General features: G+C 51.2%; 10 protein-coding genes. 5 read left to right on the top strand and 5 right to left on the bottom strand.

Annotation, left to right across the window (positions count from 1 at the left end):
* The first annotated feature begins 427 nt into the window (after nucleotides 1-427).
* The gene (locus tag AS151_RS09825; protein ID WP_071516870.1) at nucleotides 428-1,306 is read left to right on the top strand and encodes a DUF928 domain-containing protein; all 879 of its coding nucleotides are present in this window, start codon (nucleotides 428-430) and stop codon (nucleotides 1,304-1,306) included.
* Between the two features lie 343 nt (nucleotides 1,307-1,649).
* Entirely contained in the window at nucleotides 1,650-2,645 is a 996-nt protein-coding gene (locus AS151_RS09820) for a hypothetical protein (RefSeq protein WP_071516869.1), read from the top strand.
* A gap of 360 nt (nucleotides 2,646-3,005) precedes the next feature.
* Here the strand turns inward: AS151_RS09820 and AS151_RS09815 are convergent, their stop codons facing one another.
* The gene (locus AS151_RS09815; RefSeq protein ID WP_071516868.1) at nucleotides 3,006-3,779 is read right to left on the bottom strand and encodes an SDR family oxidoreductase; all 774 of its coding nucleotides are present in this window, start codon (nucleotides 3,777-3,779) and stop codon (nucleotides 3,006-3,008) included.
* Nucleotides 3,780-4,418: 639 nt separating this feature from the next.
* On the opposite strand from AS151_RS09815, the gene AS151_RS09810 reads away from it, so the two are divergent.
* A complete protein-coding gene (locus AS151_RS09810) occupies nucleotides 4,419-5,027 on the top strand; it encodes a CPP1-like family protein (RefSeq protein ID WP_071516867.1) in 609 nt (202 codons plus the stop codon).
* Nucleotides 5,028-5,091: 64 nt separating this feature from the next.
* Here AS151_RS09810 and AS151_RS09805 read toward each other — a convergent pair whose 3' ends face one another.
* Nucleotides 5,092-5,802: an HAD family hydrolase gene (locus tag AS151_RS09805; RefSeq protein ID WP_244532963.1), complete on the bottom strand. Its 711-nt coding sequence runs from the start codon at nucleotides 5,800-5,802 to the stop codon at nucleotides 5,092-5,094.
* 148 nt (nucleotides 5,803-5,950) lie between these two features.
* Between AS151_RS09805 and AS151_RS09800 the strand changes: the two genes are divergently transcribed.
* Entirely contained in the window at nucleotides 5,951-8,926 is a 2,976-nt protein-coding gene (locus AS151_RS09800; protein ID WP_071516865.1) for a tetratricopeptide repeat protein, read from the top strand.
* Nucleotides 8,927-9,020: 94 nt separating this feature from the next.
* Here the strand turns inward: AS151_RS09800 and AS151_RS09795 are convergent, their stop codons facing one another.
* Nucleotides 9,021-9,650 (bottom strand): hypothetical protein, encoded by a 630-nt coding sequence (locus tag AS151_RS09795; RefSeq protein WP_084639494.1) that lies wholly within the window; start codon nucleotides 9,648-9,650, stop codon nucleotides 9,021-9,023.
* Nucleotides 9,651-9,966: 316 nt separating this feature from the next.
* On the opposite strand from AS151_RS09795, the gene AS151_RS09790 reads away from it, so the two are divergent.
* Entirely contained in the window at nucleotides 9,967-12,063 is a 2,097-nt protein-coding gene (locus tag AS151_RS09790) for a S8 family serine peptidase (protein WP_071516913.1), read from the top strand.
* 92 nt (nucleotides 12,064-12,155) lie between these two features.
* Here the strand turns inward: AS151_RS09790 and AS151_RS09785 are convergent, their stop codons facing one another.
* Together AS151_RS09785 and AS151_RS09780 are read right to left on the bottom strand one after the other, a co-directional pair.
* Nucleotides 12,156-15,194 (bottom strand): UPF0182 family protein, encoded by a 3,039-nt coding sequence (locus AS151_RS09785; protein ID WP_071516864.1) that lies wholly within the window; start codon nucleotides 15,192-15,194, stop codon nucleotides 12,156-12,158.
* A 107-nt stretch (nucleotides 15,195-15,301) separates the two neighbouring features.
* Entirely contained in the window at nucleotides 15,302-16,603 is a 1,302-nt protein-coding gene (locus tag AS151_RS09780) for a glutamyl-tRNA reductase (protein ID WP_071516863.1), read from the bottom strand.
* Nucleotides 16,604-16,632: the final 29 nt, after the last annotated feature.

The following is a 16,632-nucleotide window of genomic DNA, read 5'->3' as shown; positions in this document are numbered from 1 at the left end:
TAGTGTAAGATGAAAATTCCCTAACTCGGAATCGGGTTGGGGGCAACAACTAGGGGAACCGTAAAAACACCCGGAAGAAAACCAACCCCACCCAGCATCTACCAGTATCTACCCAAACACCGAAGCAATTTTGTGGGGGATCTCCGCACTAGGGATGTTGTCAAACCAAGAACCATCACCGTGTTTTTATCTTTTATCGTCGTGCCACCCGTACGACAACCGGAACAATAGCAACATATTCAGAATATTCAGAAAATCGACAAAAACCAGTGATTCTTCTCTGCGTTATCGGCAAACTTGAAAAGATGTTTGCCACCATGAATGGTTTTAAAAGCCCCGGTGCTTTGTTACCATCGCCAAAATCTTCCCACCTCTCCGAGTGTATTATCAGAACGCAGCACAATTCCACAATTGAGAAGGTAAACTGATGAAAGCTCGCAAACTCCCAATTTATCTATCCACAATTGTCTTGGCAGGCACCATGGGCATCGGAAATTTCCCCCAGGCGGGCAGTTCCGCACGCGCGCAAACCACCGCTGCCAACTCCCTAGAAAAAGCCACTCAGATTCACTTTGATTTACCTCCCACCGAAGGAGGACCACAACAAACCGCTGGTGGTGGTACGCGCGGTGGTTGTGAAGCCCCCACAGCCAGCAACAACGGCTCTGCCAACATGACCACAGTTGCCCTACTGTTGCCCCAAAACAAAACGGGAATGACCGTTTCCGAACGTCCCACTTTCTTCGCGTACCTATCGCAAACCAGCGCCCAGAAAGTAGAATTTACCATTCGAAATGCTTCCGAAACCTATACCTACCGCCAAACCCTAGAAGTGGGGGAAACACCCGGGATTATCAGCTTTTCCCTACCAGAAACCGCACCTCCGCTGCAAGTGGGCGAACAATACCGCTGGTCGGTAGCCGCCATCTGCGAACCAGAAGACCGCTTGCAAGACATTGTAGCTTTCGGTCGGTTGCAACGGGTGGAAGAAAGTGACCAACTGCAACGGCAACTCGCTGCCGCCGAAACACCTCTAGCCAAAGCTCAAGCCTACGCGGAAAATGGCATTTGGCACGAAACCACGGAAATTGTAGCGCAGCTGAAACGCCAACAACCAAACAATCAAGCCGTTCAGGACACCTGGGTTCATTTACTGCAGCAAGATACGGTTGCCCTAGGTGACATTGCTCAGCAACCGCTGTTGGATTGCTGTATAGCACCGGAAAACCAACAAACCTCTCGTTTTGAACCCGCATCGGCGCTTTCAGTGTTAGAGGGATCGCCGGCTAGCAGCCAACCACAATAGGTAGAGCATGGTTCTATGGTAGCGGCTCGATACGCGATTGCGGCCAGAAAATCTTGTAGGCTTTGCCTACAATGCTCTCTGCCGTTGACACTCTCACGAATTCTATTCGTGAGATTCTCGCTTCATTGGGTGTGCCTAGATAGATTAGCTACGAACTAGTCCATCCCCGGCAACAGGGACCCTCGACGAGCATTTTTCCGCCCCATTGTGGACGTACTTTCATGTAACTGTAGCACATTTTGACGGCGGCTAAAGCCGCACGGGTCGCTTTTCATCCCTGCTGGGAAAGAGGCAGGGCTTTCAAGTTCCCGTCTTTTTTCGTCAAACCTTTGCAGGAGACACTATGTTAGGCGAGCATCTCGACGAACAGCGCCTGGCTCGTTATAGCCCGGATACATCCACCTATAACGTTGCCATTGTCACGGATGAAGATTTGGATTCGCAGGTAGAATTAGAAGACGGGCAGATTGCTTGGCAGTCTCTCCTACGCTACGATCGCATGTATCGTACTTTGGATCCGAGTACTGGAAAAGTCAGCTATTCTTTTGAAGAAGTTCCCGAAACCCAAGGTGGACGCAACCATCTCCTTAGTCTTATTGCCGAAGCCGGTCGCGGAGCTGAGTTTTCGGAGTTGGTCCGCTTTGGCGACAAATTAATTGCCCTTGACGATCGCACGGGGTTGATTTGCGAGATTCGCCACGAACACGAGTTAATCCCCCGCAATATTTTGATAACTGGCAGCGGCGACGAGAAATTTAAAGGGTTTAAAGCCGAGTGGGCAACCCTCAAAGGCGACCAATTGGTTGTAGGCAGCCACGGCAGGGTAACTACGGATGACAAAGGCAACGTACAAACCGGCGAACTGGAGTGGGTGAAGTTTGTGGACCCGGACTATCGCATTCATAGCGCCAACTGGCACGATTGCTATGAAGCTATGCGACGCGCGGTGGGAGTTGATTCCAGTCAGGGATATCTCACCCACGAAGCAGCGGAGTGGCATCCAGGCAAGCAACTTTGGTATTTTTTTCCCCGGAAGGTAAGTTTTGAACCGTTTGATGAGGAAGCCGACGAACGCGATCGCGGCAGCAATACGTTGATTGTGGCTGATGAGACGTTTCAGGATATCCAAGTGCGTAGGATAGGCGATTGTATCCCCGAACGCGGGGTTTCTTCCATTAAGTTTATTCCCGGACATCCCGAGGAATGCGTGGCTCTCAAAAGCCTGGAATGCGGCGATCGCACCGAAACGTATATCTTCTGTTTTCATTTAAATGGAGACTTGCTCAGCGAGGAGATTTTTTTAGGCAATTATAAGTGCGAAGGCATAGAAATTGTTTGAGTTTTCCCTAGGTGTAGAAAATACGGCTACAGACTTATAAGAATTTCTTGAAAACATGTAAGGAATGATTGATGCCAAATCCGAAATAGGGAAACCACAAGTTGTCTGTAGGGGCAACTACACCAGGGTTGCTCCTTTCGTGGGGGGTACTACCCCGATATTTTGTAGGTCGATCCCATTTCTGAGAAACAACGATTGTCTGGAATGTTCCAATTGCCCTGGCTGTAGGGGCGCTTACGCGTTACGCCCCTAGAAACATCCCCGATTGTCTATTGCATATTTTTAAAGAAGTGGCTTGACGTACCCAATTTTTCAACCCGAATAACAGGCACATCCCTTGTTGCTATCTTTTTTTCTTCCTCACTGTTGCCGGTGTGTCATAGTGGCTGTCGCTTGGTCTACAGGAAGAACCAACATATCGCTGATGTTGACGTGGGCAGCTCGGGTGACGACAAACAAAATGACATCAGCAATATCGTCTGGCGTGAGCGGTGTAAGACCCTCGTAGGTCTTTTTGGCGCGTTCCGTATCGCCGTGGAAGCGAACCTGGCTAAATTCCGTTTCCACCAATCCCGGTTCGATGCAGGTTACTTTAATCGCCGTTCCCAGCAAATCCTGTTTCAACCCTTCGGTAATGGATTTCACAGCTGCCTTGGAACCGCAGTAGACATTGCCCCCGGGATAGGGTTGGCGACCGGCAATAGAACCAATATTGACAATATGACCGCTGTTGCGTGCCACCATATCGGTAAGAACCGCGCGGGAAACGTATAGCAATCCCTTAACATTGGTATCGATCATTTCCTCCCAATCTTGGTAGTGACCGTCTTGCAGGGGATCGCGACCGCGGCTCAAACCAGCATTGTTAATTAAAATTTCAATATTTCGCCATTCGGGGGGTAAAGATTCAATGGCATTTTCTACTTGAGTGCGATCGCGTACGTCTAGAGGTATGGTTTTTACCTCAACATCGTATTCTTGGCGCAGTTCCGCAGCTAGCTCCTGCAAACGCGACAGACGGCGCGCCGCTAGCAGCAACTTGGCACCGGCAGCCGCAAAATATTTGGCACAGGAAGCACCAATGCCGCTGCTTGCTCCTGTAATTGCGACGATTTGGTCTTGCACAGAACCCATCGATACTGCTACCTCCTCATGGGTGATTTCCTTGACATTATTCGGCTTCTTTGACATTCATATCCATAGCCATCATGGCGAAATATGCGTGGGATATAGCGGCGCGAGACACTGACCACCTTTGGCCCCACCCGAACATCGAAACTTCCTTTCGCTGTGACGGTTTTGATTCTTGCCGAGCGAAGACCCTGGTCCTTTCCAAGTTGCCTACTTGGCGATCTGGTATACAACCATTTGAATTTTTATGAAGAAACGACCAGCGATTTGGATCTGGGCTAAGTTTTTTATTCTACCGCATGAATCGGGAGCTTGAAAGCTCTGACTTTTTAAAGCAGGGATGAAAAGCGACCCGTGCGGCTTTAGCCGCCGTCAAAAATGTGCTACATTTGTGCTGGAGTACGTTCACAACAGGGCGGAAAAATGCTCGTCGAGGGTCCCTGTTACCGGGGATGGACCAATTCATAGCTAATCTATCTAGGCACACCCGATGGGGCGAGAATCTCACGAATTCTATTTGTGAGAGTGTCAAGTTGCTTTAGCAGTAGGCACAAAAATTATTTTCAACTCCTGGATAAAACCAGTGCTGGTTAAGCCAATCTCAGGCTAAGCTAGGTTGTAGGGGAAATAAAAGATTGAAACATGAGCGATCTAAGTCACTACGAACAGCTTGGGGTTCCGGAGGATGCCTCGTTTGATGAAATTCAGGCCGCCAAAGCACGTCTTGTAGAACAGTATAAAGACGATCGCGCTCGCTTGGAGTCCATCGAAGCTGCCTACGACGCGATTTTGATGGAACGCTTGCGGATGCGGCAGGAAGGGAAAATCAAAGTTCCCGAACGCATCCGGTTTGCGGAAGATAAAGCGCCCGCTGCCCCGCCCAAGCTGAATGTCAACCCACCGCAAAAAAGGCCTGAGTGGTTGGAAAGATTTCTCGACCAACCAGACAAACCATTTTTACTGCGCTCTAGCGCTGCTTTTGCCGTTTTAGCGGCCATTGGCGTACTGGCTTCTCCTTCTCTAGCACTTGCCCTAGGGTTTGGGGGAACGCTGTACTTGCTCAATAGCAAAGAAAAACGCTTTGGGCGTTCGGTATTGCTTTCTCTAGGTGGATTAGCTGTTGGTTTGCTGCTTGGTAGCGCCTTAGAAGCTTTGCTTCCCCTAACTCTACCTAGTGGGGTACAGCCGGAAGCCGTGGCATCGGTGGTTACTTTAGGGATGTTGTGGCTGACCAGCAACTACATTCGCTAGAGTTGAGGTTGCTGGTTTTTGAGCGCGGTCGGCTTCAGGTGATGGCAGCTTTCGCGAACGGTTATTAGCTGGCTTCTAAAAAGAAGTCTTGCAACAATCGATCGACGGCGGCAGGCAGATCCTCAACAATGGCATCGGGGAGATGAACCGCCAACCGTTCGCGATCGCGAATGCCACACAATACGGCAATAACGGGAATCCCGTGAGATTTGGCGGCAATAATGTCGGCTTCCGTATCCCCAACCATAACCGTTTTGGAAGCTGGTGGCAGCGTGTCTAGCGTTTTTGCCATCAGCTTTGGTTTGTCTTCCACATCAATGGTTTTTTGGCAATCGTGACCAAAACAGCAGCGCGAGGAAACGGGAAATAAATGCCCCAGGCGGCTGCAATTTAAACCGGCTTCGAGCTCTAAAATGGTCCGCATGGTGAGAATGACCACCTCAACACCAGCTTTTTGTACCCTTTCGATTGCCTCTATAGCACCAGGTTGGGGGCGGTCGAGGGGCAAAAACGGCGGGCTGTGAATCAAATTCCGGCGGCAGCGGGCAAACTGTTGCCCCTGTTCTTCATCCAAGCCAGAGAGCATACCAATCTTGCGTTCGGGAACCCGCGATCGCTTTAACGCCCAAAATTCCTCTTTTGGCAACATATGTACTTGTTGCCCCCGCCAACGGGTCGCCCCCAGACAATGCTGGTAAACGCGATAGTAGCGCTGGGAGACATCCATAATTGGTCCGTCGAAATCGGTGATGAGTCTCAGCATTGCTCTACCCATTTATTTCGTAAACTTTTATAACAAATTTATCTCCCGCTTGTGCTGAGCCCGGTCAAAATCGGCTATTGCCGTGTTGGGGAGGGAAAAAGCTCAACCTGTGGGACAATAAACGCAAATACTGCGATGGTGCCGGAGTTTTTGCTGCCATATGGCCGACGATTCCTTTTCTATTTCCCAAACCCTCTCAGCTGCCCAACAGCAGTGCCAATCGGGTAACTGGCAAGCTGCCCAAAGGCGCTACCAACAAGTTTTGGAACGAGATGAAAACCAGGTGGATGCTTGGTTTGGTTTGGGTGTGGTGGCTTATTTCCAGGGAAACCTCTCGGAAGCAGCCATTTGCTGGCAAAAGGTTTTAGCCATAGACCCGCAACATGTCAAAGCATTGGCGAACTTGGGATTGGTTTACAAAACCCATCGCAAGTATACCGAAGCGATCGCCAAATACCAGCAAGCTTTGCAACAAAAACCCAATTCCATCGAACTTTGCAACCAGTTGGGCAGTACCTTCAAAGCCGCCGGCGATACCAAAGCTGCGATGGCGCAATTTCGCCGTTCCCTCGCCATTCAACCCAACGCCAGCGCCTACAACCATATTGGGCAAATTTTGGTGGCACAAGGAAAAATCGAAGAAGGCATTGCCTACTACCGCCAAGCCCTGCAACTGCAGCCCAACTTTGCCGAAGCCCGCAACAATCTAGGCATTGCCCTCGCACAGCAAGAACAATTTGCCGCCGCCATTGATTGCTTTCAAAAAGCCCTGACTGACAAACCCGAGGCACCAGAAATTCACAACAATATTGGCAATACCCTGCAAACCCAAGGTCAGCTAGCAGAAGCGATCGCTGCCTATCAAAAAGCCTTACAACACAACCCCCAATACGAGGATGCTTGGGTGAATTTAGGCAATACCTACAAACAGCAACAAAATCTTGCAGCAGCCACCGAAAGCTATACCGCTGCTTTACAAACCAACCCCCACCACCCTCGCGCGCATATGGGATTGGCAGCGATCGCGCTCCTACAGGGAAATTGGTTGGAAGGATTTGCCGAATACGAGTGGCGCGCCCAACTGCCCTCCCACCCCCTTGACCATCGAGCTACTGACAAAAAAAATACCAACGCTGCTTTATGGGATGGGTCACCTCTGGCAGGGAGAACGCTGTTTGTCTACCCCGAACAGGGTTGGGGCGATACCATTCAGTTCGTTCGCTACCTTCCGATCCTAGCACGGCAGGGTGCCGAGCTGATTTTCGAGTGTCCCGACCCCCTGCGACGTTTGTTTTCCTGCTTGCAGCCATATGTCACGTTGATATCGCCACAGGAAGATTTGCCCGCGTTTGACCTGTACGTGCCGTTGATGGGGTTGCCCCATCGGTTGGGAACGACCCTGGAAACCGTACCCAACAGCGTGCCCTATTTGGAAGCACCAACCTGGCAGGGGGATGCGGTTTTTCCCAGCGATCGCTTGAAGGTGGGGGTTGTCTGGGCAGGCAATCCAGAAAATCCCATGGAAAGACGGCGTTCTGTGCCTTGGGAAGATTTTCGTGCTTTGGCTTCAATACCGGGGGTCGTTCTTTACAGCTTGCAAACTGGTGTTGCCGCCCAACAAGTTGCCGATGTTCCCGAAACGATCGATTTGGGCAGCCAGTTTGCCGATTTTGCCGATACAGCAGCCGCGATCGCGCAGTTGGATTTGGTTATTTCTATCGATACTGCTGTAGCCCATTTAGCAGGAGCTTTGGGTCAACCGGTTTGGCTTTTGTTACCTTTTGCTGCCGACTGGCGTTGGTTGCTCCATCGCCGGGATAGCCCTTGGTATCCCACCATGCGACTGTTCCGCCAACCGCAACCTGGAGATTGGGCATCGGTGTGGCAACAGGTCACCGACCAACTGGCTCAAATGCAAGCCGCTAGCGACCCTGCCCCTCGCACATCTAGGCAAAAGGTGGGTTTGGGCTTTCCCCTCAGTTTGAATACAGCTTGGGGATTGTACGGATTGCACTTGACATTACAGCTAATTTGCGATCGAGAGAATCGGTTTCAACCGGTGTTGCTGCAGCCGGCAGCCAGCAGCCTGAGCTACCTGCATCCGCTCTATCGCCGTTGGCTGTATCCTTTCCTGCGGCAACAGCAGCAACTACAGGAAAAACTGGAAACCGGAGAAACCATTCGCTGCGATTTTCCTGTGCTTTATCCCTTAGGCAACCAGTTGGAAACCCTGCCAGTATTCGATCGCATCGAAGCGGCGGTCAAAATCGGTGTGTTGGTGTTTGAAGATACGCAACTGTCGGCGGCGGCTTGGGAAAAAGCGCAAACCTTTGACTGGCTGGTGGTAAGTTCCCATTGGAACCGGCAACGATTGCAGGAGGCAGGCATTTCCCAGGTGCGCACTATCCACGAAGGCATTGACCGAACGGTTTTTCATCCAGCACCACCATCGAACTTATTGAGCGATCGCTTTGTGGTGTTTTCCGGTGGCAAATTGGAATACCGCAAAGGGCAGGATTTGGTTATTGCTGCGTTTAAAGCATTTCGCCAGCGCCACCCCGAAGCCATTTTAATGGTAGCCTGGCACAACTTTTGGCCAGAACTGGTCGCGGATCTAGCCCGCAGCCCCCACATCGTGGGCGTTCCCGAAATCGACCGGCAGGCTCGCTTGGCGATCGCCCCTTGGTTGCAAGCCAATGGCATTCCCCCGGAAGCCGTGGTTGACGTGGGTACCGTTCCCAATCCCATGATGGGGCAAATTCTGCGCACCGCCGATGCGGCCATTTTTCCCTCCCGCGCGGAAGGAGGTACCAATCAAATAGCTAAAGAATGCCTTGCTTGCGGCGTTCCTACGATTTTATCTGCCAATACCGGACATTTGGACTTAATCCGAGACGATATTTGCTATCCCCTGCACCAACAATCCCCCGTTACGCCAGCCAACCAAGAAACCGGCGTTGAGGGATGGGGGGAATCGGATATAGAAGAGATGGTGGAACAGCTAGAACAAGTTTACAGCGATCGCGCGATCGCCCAAGCCGTCGGCATTCAAGCCAGCCAAGCTATGCAGGATTGGTCTTGGGAAAAACCAGCGCGACATTGGAAGTGGTTTTTGAATCAAGTGGTGGGGGGATAGAGGGCATGGGGGCATGGGAGACAAAAATAAATTGATTTCCTAAATCTCCCAATCTCCCAATTTCCCACGCCCTAAACGCAACCACCGCGACCTACTAACTATCGTTACCAGAACGGGGATAGGGTTCGTTGACAAATCCCATTTCCAAAAGTTGCTGGTAGGCTTTTTGCCCCAGCTCTCGGGTGGGTTGTTGCGATTGGATAATTTGGACCAATAGGGGAACAGCGCGTTCGGGTTGGTTTTGGCTGCGATAAACCAAAGCCAGACGGTAGGTGGCTTCGTCGCGCATTTGAGCAGTATCGGCAGCAAGGGAACGCTGGGAACGGGCAATGCGATTGTCAATGCCGGAAAAGCTCGATGCCAGTTCTTGATAATAATTAGAAAGCTGATTGAACAGTTGCCTGGCTTCTTGGAGTTTGCTAACGGCGGTTTCGTAATTTTCTTCAGAAATAGCTGTTTTGGCTTCTTCCAGGAGCTTTTCGCCGCTCGCCATACTTAACAGATTGTCTCCAGAGCTAGGGCGAACCACTTCCGCTTCTCCCTGGGATTGGGAATTGGTAGCTTCCACATCGGAGTTTTCCACAGCAGAGTTGGTGTCGTTGTTGCTATTGCTGGAGCTGCTTTGAGCTGCTACGGGCAGAACGGCGCCCCAAATGAGGGTTGCAGCCACCGACCAACACGCGATCGCTGGGGGGAAAAATTGGCGTAGGGTTTTGAAGTTCATAAAATCAAGCAACAATAGAAGGCAACAGGGGAAACAAATTCTAGACTGCTCAGCAAACCCGGAGAAATTTTTAAAATAGGTGGTGCTAATGATAGGGTATATTATCATTGCAAGATATCCCTTGGATCGGTGGCGACGATATCTTTCAACTGGTGCCGGCGATTTTCGAGAAGGGGACCACCGAGCCTAGCCACACCCGCCGATGCGATCGCTGGGGACGTTTTGACTTGAGGAACATCTTTGAGGAGCGAGCCCTGTGAATCCTTCTATCAATCCTCCAGAAGACCGCTATCCTGGTTTTGGCGTTCCGGAAACCATGTTGGGGTTGATTCTCCAACGCGGTGGTGAAGAATTACTGCTACAAAAAGAAAGCGATCGCTTTACCATTCACCTCAACGATTACGCTCCCAGAAACTGGCAAAGGCGCATTCAGGGCACTTGGTGCCGGCAAATATCCCACGTGGCTTTGCACGAAATCCAAGTGAAACCGCAGGAATTGGACGCTGCCATGTCCCGCTGCCGCCAGTTTGACTGGGTGGAGTTTGCCAGCCATATTTATCAGTGCGTGGAAAATCCCGAAACCCTGGTTTACCTCACCGATGAAATCACCCTGCACTTTGGCGATGTTCCCGAAGCCACCCGCGAGCAAATTGTCGAAACCGAAAAATTAATTTTGGTCCGCCCGGTTGCCGGGATGGAGAATACTTTTATTTTCCGGGTAACGCCACAAAGTCCGGGAAATCCCATCAAAATTGCTAATCGTTTGGCGGGGCAATCGGAAGTTTTATCCGCCGAACCCAACATTATCCTGCACAGCCAGCAGCTTTATCGCCCCCAGGATACTCTTTACCACAAGCAATGGTATTTACAGAACAACGGCAACGCCAAGCAACTCGCCCAGGGATCCCACATCGATGCCCAAAGAGCTTGGGACTATACCCGCGGTCTGCGGTCGATTACCGTTGCCATCGCCGACGATTCCATCGATCTCAACCACCCCGATTTTCAAGGCATGGGCAAAATTGTTGCCCCCAGAGACTTTCGCGAACGGGATTTTGTCCCGCTACCAGGGGAAACCAGCGACAACCACGGTACTGCCTGTGCTGGTGTGGCAGTTGCGGAAGAAACTGGTACGGGCATTGTAGGGGTGGCCCCGGGATGTGCTTTGATGCCCCTCCGTACCAGCGGCTATTTGGATGATAATTCCATCGAGCAATTGTTTGAGTGGGCAATGGAAAAAGGGGCGGATGTGATTGCATGCAGTTGGGGTGCCAGTGCCGTCCATTTTCCCCTCAGTGACAGGCAACGCGCCGTCATTCACCGCGCCGCCACTGAAGGACGAGATGGCAAAGGATGCGTGGTGATTTTTGCTGCCGGCAATGCCAATCGCCCCGTTAACGGTACCATCAACGAAAGCGGCTGGCCCAACAAAGCCTTGAAAGGTTCTACCAAATGGCTGAATGGCTATGCGGTTCACCCCGATACCATTGCTGTGTCTGCCTGTACCAGCCTCAACAAAAAAGCTGCCTATAGCAATTGGGGCAACAGCATTTCCGTCTGCGCCCCTAGCAACAACGCCCCGCCTGGCTTATGGTTGCAATCAACTGGCTACGTGCAAACCCCGCCGCAAATTAATACCTGGCTGCCTGGTTTGGGGGTATTCACCGCCGATCGCGTGGGTTCTGCCGGTTACGATACGGGAGATTTTACTGGTACCTTTGGCGGTACGTCTAGTGCTTGTCCGGTGGTGGCTGGCGTAGCGGCTTTGATTCTGTCGGTCAACCCCGATTTGACAGCGCGGGAGGTAAAGCAAATTCTTCAGGAAACTACCGATAAAATTGAAGATGCCGAACCCGATCCGCAACTGGGAACTCGCATGGGTAAGTACGACAGCCAGGGTCATTGCCAATGGTTCGGTTACGGGAAGGTAAATGCCTATAAAGCCGTGCAAAAAGCCAGTCAAAGGCACGTGCAAAGGTTGCACGTTTCCCGACAAGTTCGTGCGGCTAACCGCCAAAAAATGGATATTGCTGATTATCAAGGGGAATCTGCCCGCGGGTTTTCGTTGCTATCTCTGTTCCGCCAGCAACAGCGGATGGGTACGACCAGTAAGGTGTCGGTTTCCGAGTCTTCGCCGGTACGCGACGTGCAAGTGTTTGTGGATATCAAACACGATTTTTTGGGGGATTTGGATATTTTCTTGATTGCCCCCGACGAAACTACGGTGTTGCTGCAAGGGCGCACTTTGGGGTCGCAAAAGATTCTCTCGAAAACCTATTCTCTACAAAATACTCCGACTCTCAAGAAGGTTTTGCACAAGTCGGCGCAAGGAGATTGGCAGTTGTGGATTGTCGATCGCGCTGCCGGAGATACGGGCCAACTCCATGGATGGCATCTGCAGTTGGGTGTTTAAAGTTTGCAATCAATAATCGTAGTATTTTTTTTCAATATCGGGAAGGTGGGGAAATTTCCAGAAAATCACTATTTTTTAGAGATGGGAAGATTTTAATTTTGTTGGTTTTGCTCTTGTTCGGTCAGCGGGGGCGCAATTTCTTCCACCGGTCGGATAATCGGTGGGGCGGTGGTTTGTTCTGATTGGAAGACAGCTTTTAAAGCTTCGTCGAGGGTTTCTGCCATGGCAATGCGATTTTCCGAAACCACGATGACCCGCGCTAGAGTGGGCAAGCTGGTTTGTTCGGCTTCCAGATAGAGCGGTTCTACGTATAGTAAAGATTGTTCCACGGGAATCACCAATAAATTGCCTTGGATGACCCGCGACCCTTGCCGGTTCCACAGGGAAATTTGCTCGGAGATGACGGGGTCTTGGTTGATGCGCGCTTCGATTTGTTCGGGACCGTATACCAACTCTTGTTTGGGAAATTGATATAGTAATAGTTTGCCATAGCGATCGCTATCGGAACGCGCTGCCAGCCATCCCACCAAATTGTTGCGGCTTTGAGGGGTAAACGGCGAGAGCAAAATAAATTCCTCCGATGTTGCTGTAGGCAATCGCATAATCAGATAGTAGGGTGCCACCGGTCGCGATTCACCGGCATAAATCTCTGACGGAATCCGCCATTGGTCTTCCCGGTTGTAAAAAACCTGCGGGTCGGTCATGTGGTAGGTCAACAATCGCTGCGACTGAATGCTAAAGAAATCCACCGGATAGCGGATGTGGCTGCTGAGGGTAACCGGCATTTCCGAAAGCGGTTGGAAAAGGTTGGGGAAAATTTGCTGCCAGCTTTGCACGATGGGGTCGTCTTCATCTGCCACGTAGAAGACAACGTCGCCGTTGTAGGCATCCACTACCACTTTCACTGAATTGCGGATGTAGTTAAATTCTTCTTCCCCCGGGTCGGAGTAAGGAAAATAATTGCTGGTGGTATAGGCATCGATGACCCAATAAAGATAGTTATGAGCTTTTTTATCTTCAGAATCATTTTCCTGGGGATATAAATTTGCATCTGCAACGACCATATAGGGGTCGCTGTCGTAACGTAAAAATGGCGCGATCGCTTGTACCCGTTCGCGGATATTGCGGTGAAACAGCAAACGAGTTTGAGGCGTTAAATTCTGGGTTAAAACAATTTGCCAGTTATTAAAATATTGAGCATACAGCCAACGCCGCCACAAAGAACCCAACGAAACCCCACCCCGACCGTCGTAATTATTATATACATTCTCATTACCGCTGGGATAATCTAGTTCTTTTACACGACTGGGTGCCATGACAAAGGGGTCAGTCAGTTCTCCGTAATAAATACGCGGCTGGCCGATGGGAATGCTAGCGCGAATGCGTTCGGAAGACGTACCCAAGGTCGTAACGTTTTCCGGGGTGTTGGCGCTGCGATCGGGAATGCCAATATCCTTAACGTAGTAATCTGGCAAACCGCTGGGTGCTACGGTATTCACTGGACTCATGGTAAACCCGTAGCCGTGGGTGTAAATTAGATGTCGGTTCACCCAACGCTGTGCCTCAGAAGGCAGTGCTTGGTAGTCTAACTCCCGTGCCGATAAAAATACCTGTTGTTTTTCTGTTTGCCGGGGGTCTTCCGGGGTGGGCATGCGTTTGATGGTGTAGCGGTCTACGTCGGCATCGGGAAATGCATAGTACAGGCGAATTTGCTGCAACTGGCGGTTGGTAGCAAGTAAGGGGCGCTTGTCCCATAGACGGATGTTGCTGACGGTCATTTCTTGGTCTTGCATCAGCTCTTCGTAAGTGAGCTGCCCCGCCGGTTGGAAAGTTTCCGCGTCGATTTGGTCTAGGGCAAACGCTTGTCGGGTAAAAGCAATATTGTGTTCGATGTAGGGTTGTTCCCGTTCCAGTTCGTTGGGCTGTACCACCAGTCTTTCCACGGCTATGGGTAAGAAAATACTGCCCACAGCCATGCCGATGTAAGCCACGAAACCCAGAGCAAATATTGGTATGGAAAAGCGTTTTTTCCAAGGTTTTGAGGTGGGCAAGCTTTTTGGTTGCTCGTGCCGGTGTCGGTCGGATATTTGACGCTTGGCAAACCAGGCACGCCAAAATAGAAGTCCGGCCAGTAGCAAAGCTACCAGGGTGAGTAGGAAATATATTGGGAAAAGAACGTTGGCGGTGGTATAGTTGGCACCGTAGGTTACCCCTTGCTGGGTGTTGAGCATTTGGTAGCGTTCCAACCAATGGCTAAGCGCGATCGCACTTAACAAGCATCCTCCCAGCACTTGCAAGTGCCGCTTTTGGAGAGGGGAAATCCCCACAAACCGTCCGTGACCGAGGCTGTTCCCCTGGCGCAGGTAAATAAGTGCCACCGCCACAGTACCGTATAAAAACAAGCCCAACAGCCAAAATTCCAACAGTTCCCAAAACGGGAGTTGGAACAGGTAAAATCCCACATCCAGGTGAAAAATGGGGTCGTCGGTGCCAAAATCCACCGGATGAGAAAACAGAAGAACTTTGCTCCAGTGTTGGGAAAACAGCCAAGCCAATCCCAAAGCAAATACGACCGCGATCGCGCTCAAGCAAGCATGGGGAAAGGCAATCAGTGCCAGAGTTATCCCCATGAGCGCCACCCCCGACCACCAATGTTGGGTATAGGTGAGAATATCCTGCCACAGCACGCGAAATCCCAAAGGTGTTGGCAAAGGCGTCCAACTGGGCGTCGGCGTATCCGCCGGCATGGTCCAACTGGCAACCATTACCTGTCCGTAGTGCAGCAAAACGATCCCTACCAGAAACGACAGGGCCACAATACTCGCCAACAGCCAGCGAAACTTCAGCGCCGAACCATCGGGCAAATCCTTTTCCGTGGCTGGGGGTTGGCTTTCCCAGCGGCTGGCAAGGGAGAGATTGCCCCACAAAAACGCACCGCTGGCGAGGGCAACGACCACCCACAACACCACCCGCGTCGCCACTCGGGTTTGAAAAACTTCCAAATAGCGAACTTGCTGAAACCACAGTCCTTCCGCCACCAGGGTGACCGTCAAATCCACCGCCACTACCCCGGCAAAAACCAGTAGGGCCAGCCAGATAACGAGACGTCGCGATCGCGTAGCCTTGACCATAATGCGCTACCGACAATAATTTCCTATTGTAGCCAATCTTCCCCCCAATACGACAAAGTAGGGACGTCCCGCGAAACGCCCCTACTTAGAATAGATGCATGTTGGTTTTAGCTATATTTTTTTCTCGAACTGTTTTCTGATTCCAGATTAAATAGCAATTGCAAGGTCTGCATGGCATGCCGCCGAGCCTCGCTATCCTGTTGGGCGCGTAGCTGCACCATCGGATCGTGGAGAATCTTATTCACAATCCCCCGGGTCAGCGCCTCAATCACCTCCTGGTGTTTTTCCGCAAACTCCGATCCCAAGCGGGATAGAGCTTTTTCCATTTCCTGTTCGCGGATGGTTTCGGCTTTCTTGCGCAGGCTGTTAATGGTGGGAATGGTTTCTAAGGAATGCCACCAAGCTTCAAAGGAGTTCATTTCATCTTCCAGGATATTTTCCGCTTCCAGCATCATCTGACGGCGGTTTTCCTGGTTTTGCGCCACCACAGCTTTCAAATCATCCACATTAAAAGCCTGGATATTATCTAGGTCTTTCACATCCGGGTCAATATTGCGCGGTACCGAAATATCCAGCAACATCATTTGATGCTCTGGCGGTAGGTGGCTTTCTAGTTTGGCGCGGTCGAGGATGGGTTCGGTGGAAGAGGTACTGGTGAAGACCACATCTGCCTGGGGGAGAGCAGACATCAAGTCCGACAGCAGAGCCACTTCAATGGTTGCCTCGCTGCGAAAGCGTTCCGCCAATTCGTCGGCCCGCTTGCGACTGCGGTTGAGGACAGTAATAGACTGGCAGCCTTTGGCTAGCAAATGCTGCACCAACAACCGCGACATTTTGCCTGCCCCCACAATGGCAAACCGCGCGGAACGTAGGTTTTGTCGCTTCATTTCCGCCAGTTCCACCGCAGCGGAACTGATGGATACCGCACCAGTATTGATGCTGGTTTCGGAACGGACGCGCTTGCCGGCGGTGATGGCTTGTTTGAATAGTTGGTTGAGAACGCGCCCCAATCCTTTGTACTGCTGTGCCAGTTTGTGGGCGTGTTTGACCTGGGCTAAGATTTGCCCTTCGCCAATGACCAAACTGTCCAATCCCGCCGATACGCGCATCAAGTGCATCACCGCATCTTGCTGTAGTAGAATAAACAGGTGCTGGCGCAGGGTTCCTTTGGGAATGGTGCTGTAATCCGAGAGGAATCGAACCACTTCTAAGGTACCTGCTTCCGTAGATTGAGTCACTACGTAAATTTCCAAGCGGTTGCAGGTACTGATAATCGCAGCTTCTTCGATGTTGGGATAGGATTTGAGTTCGGCGAGGGCGCTGTCGAGTGTTGCTTCGGGGATGCTGAGCTGTTCTCGGATATCTACCGATGCCGTTTTGTGGCTTAACCCTACGACGGCAATATTCATACGTAAACCTCCGGGAGTTTGGAAACCTC

The sequence above is a fragment of the Geitlerinema sp. PCC 9228 genome (genome assembly GCF_001870905.1).
In the GTDB taxonomy this organism is placed as follows: Bacteria; Cyanobacteriota; Cyanobacteriia; order Cyanobacteriales; family PCC-9228; genus PCC-9228.
The sequence above is the reverse complement of the archived record's forward strand: the minus strand, read 5'-3'. Positions and strand labels throughout refer to the sequence as shown.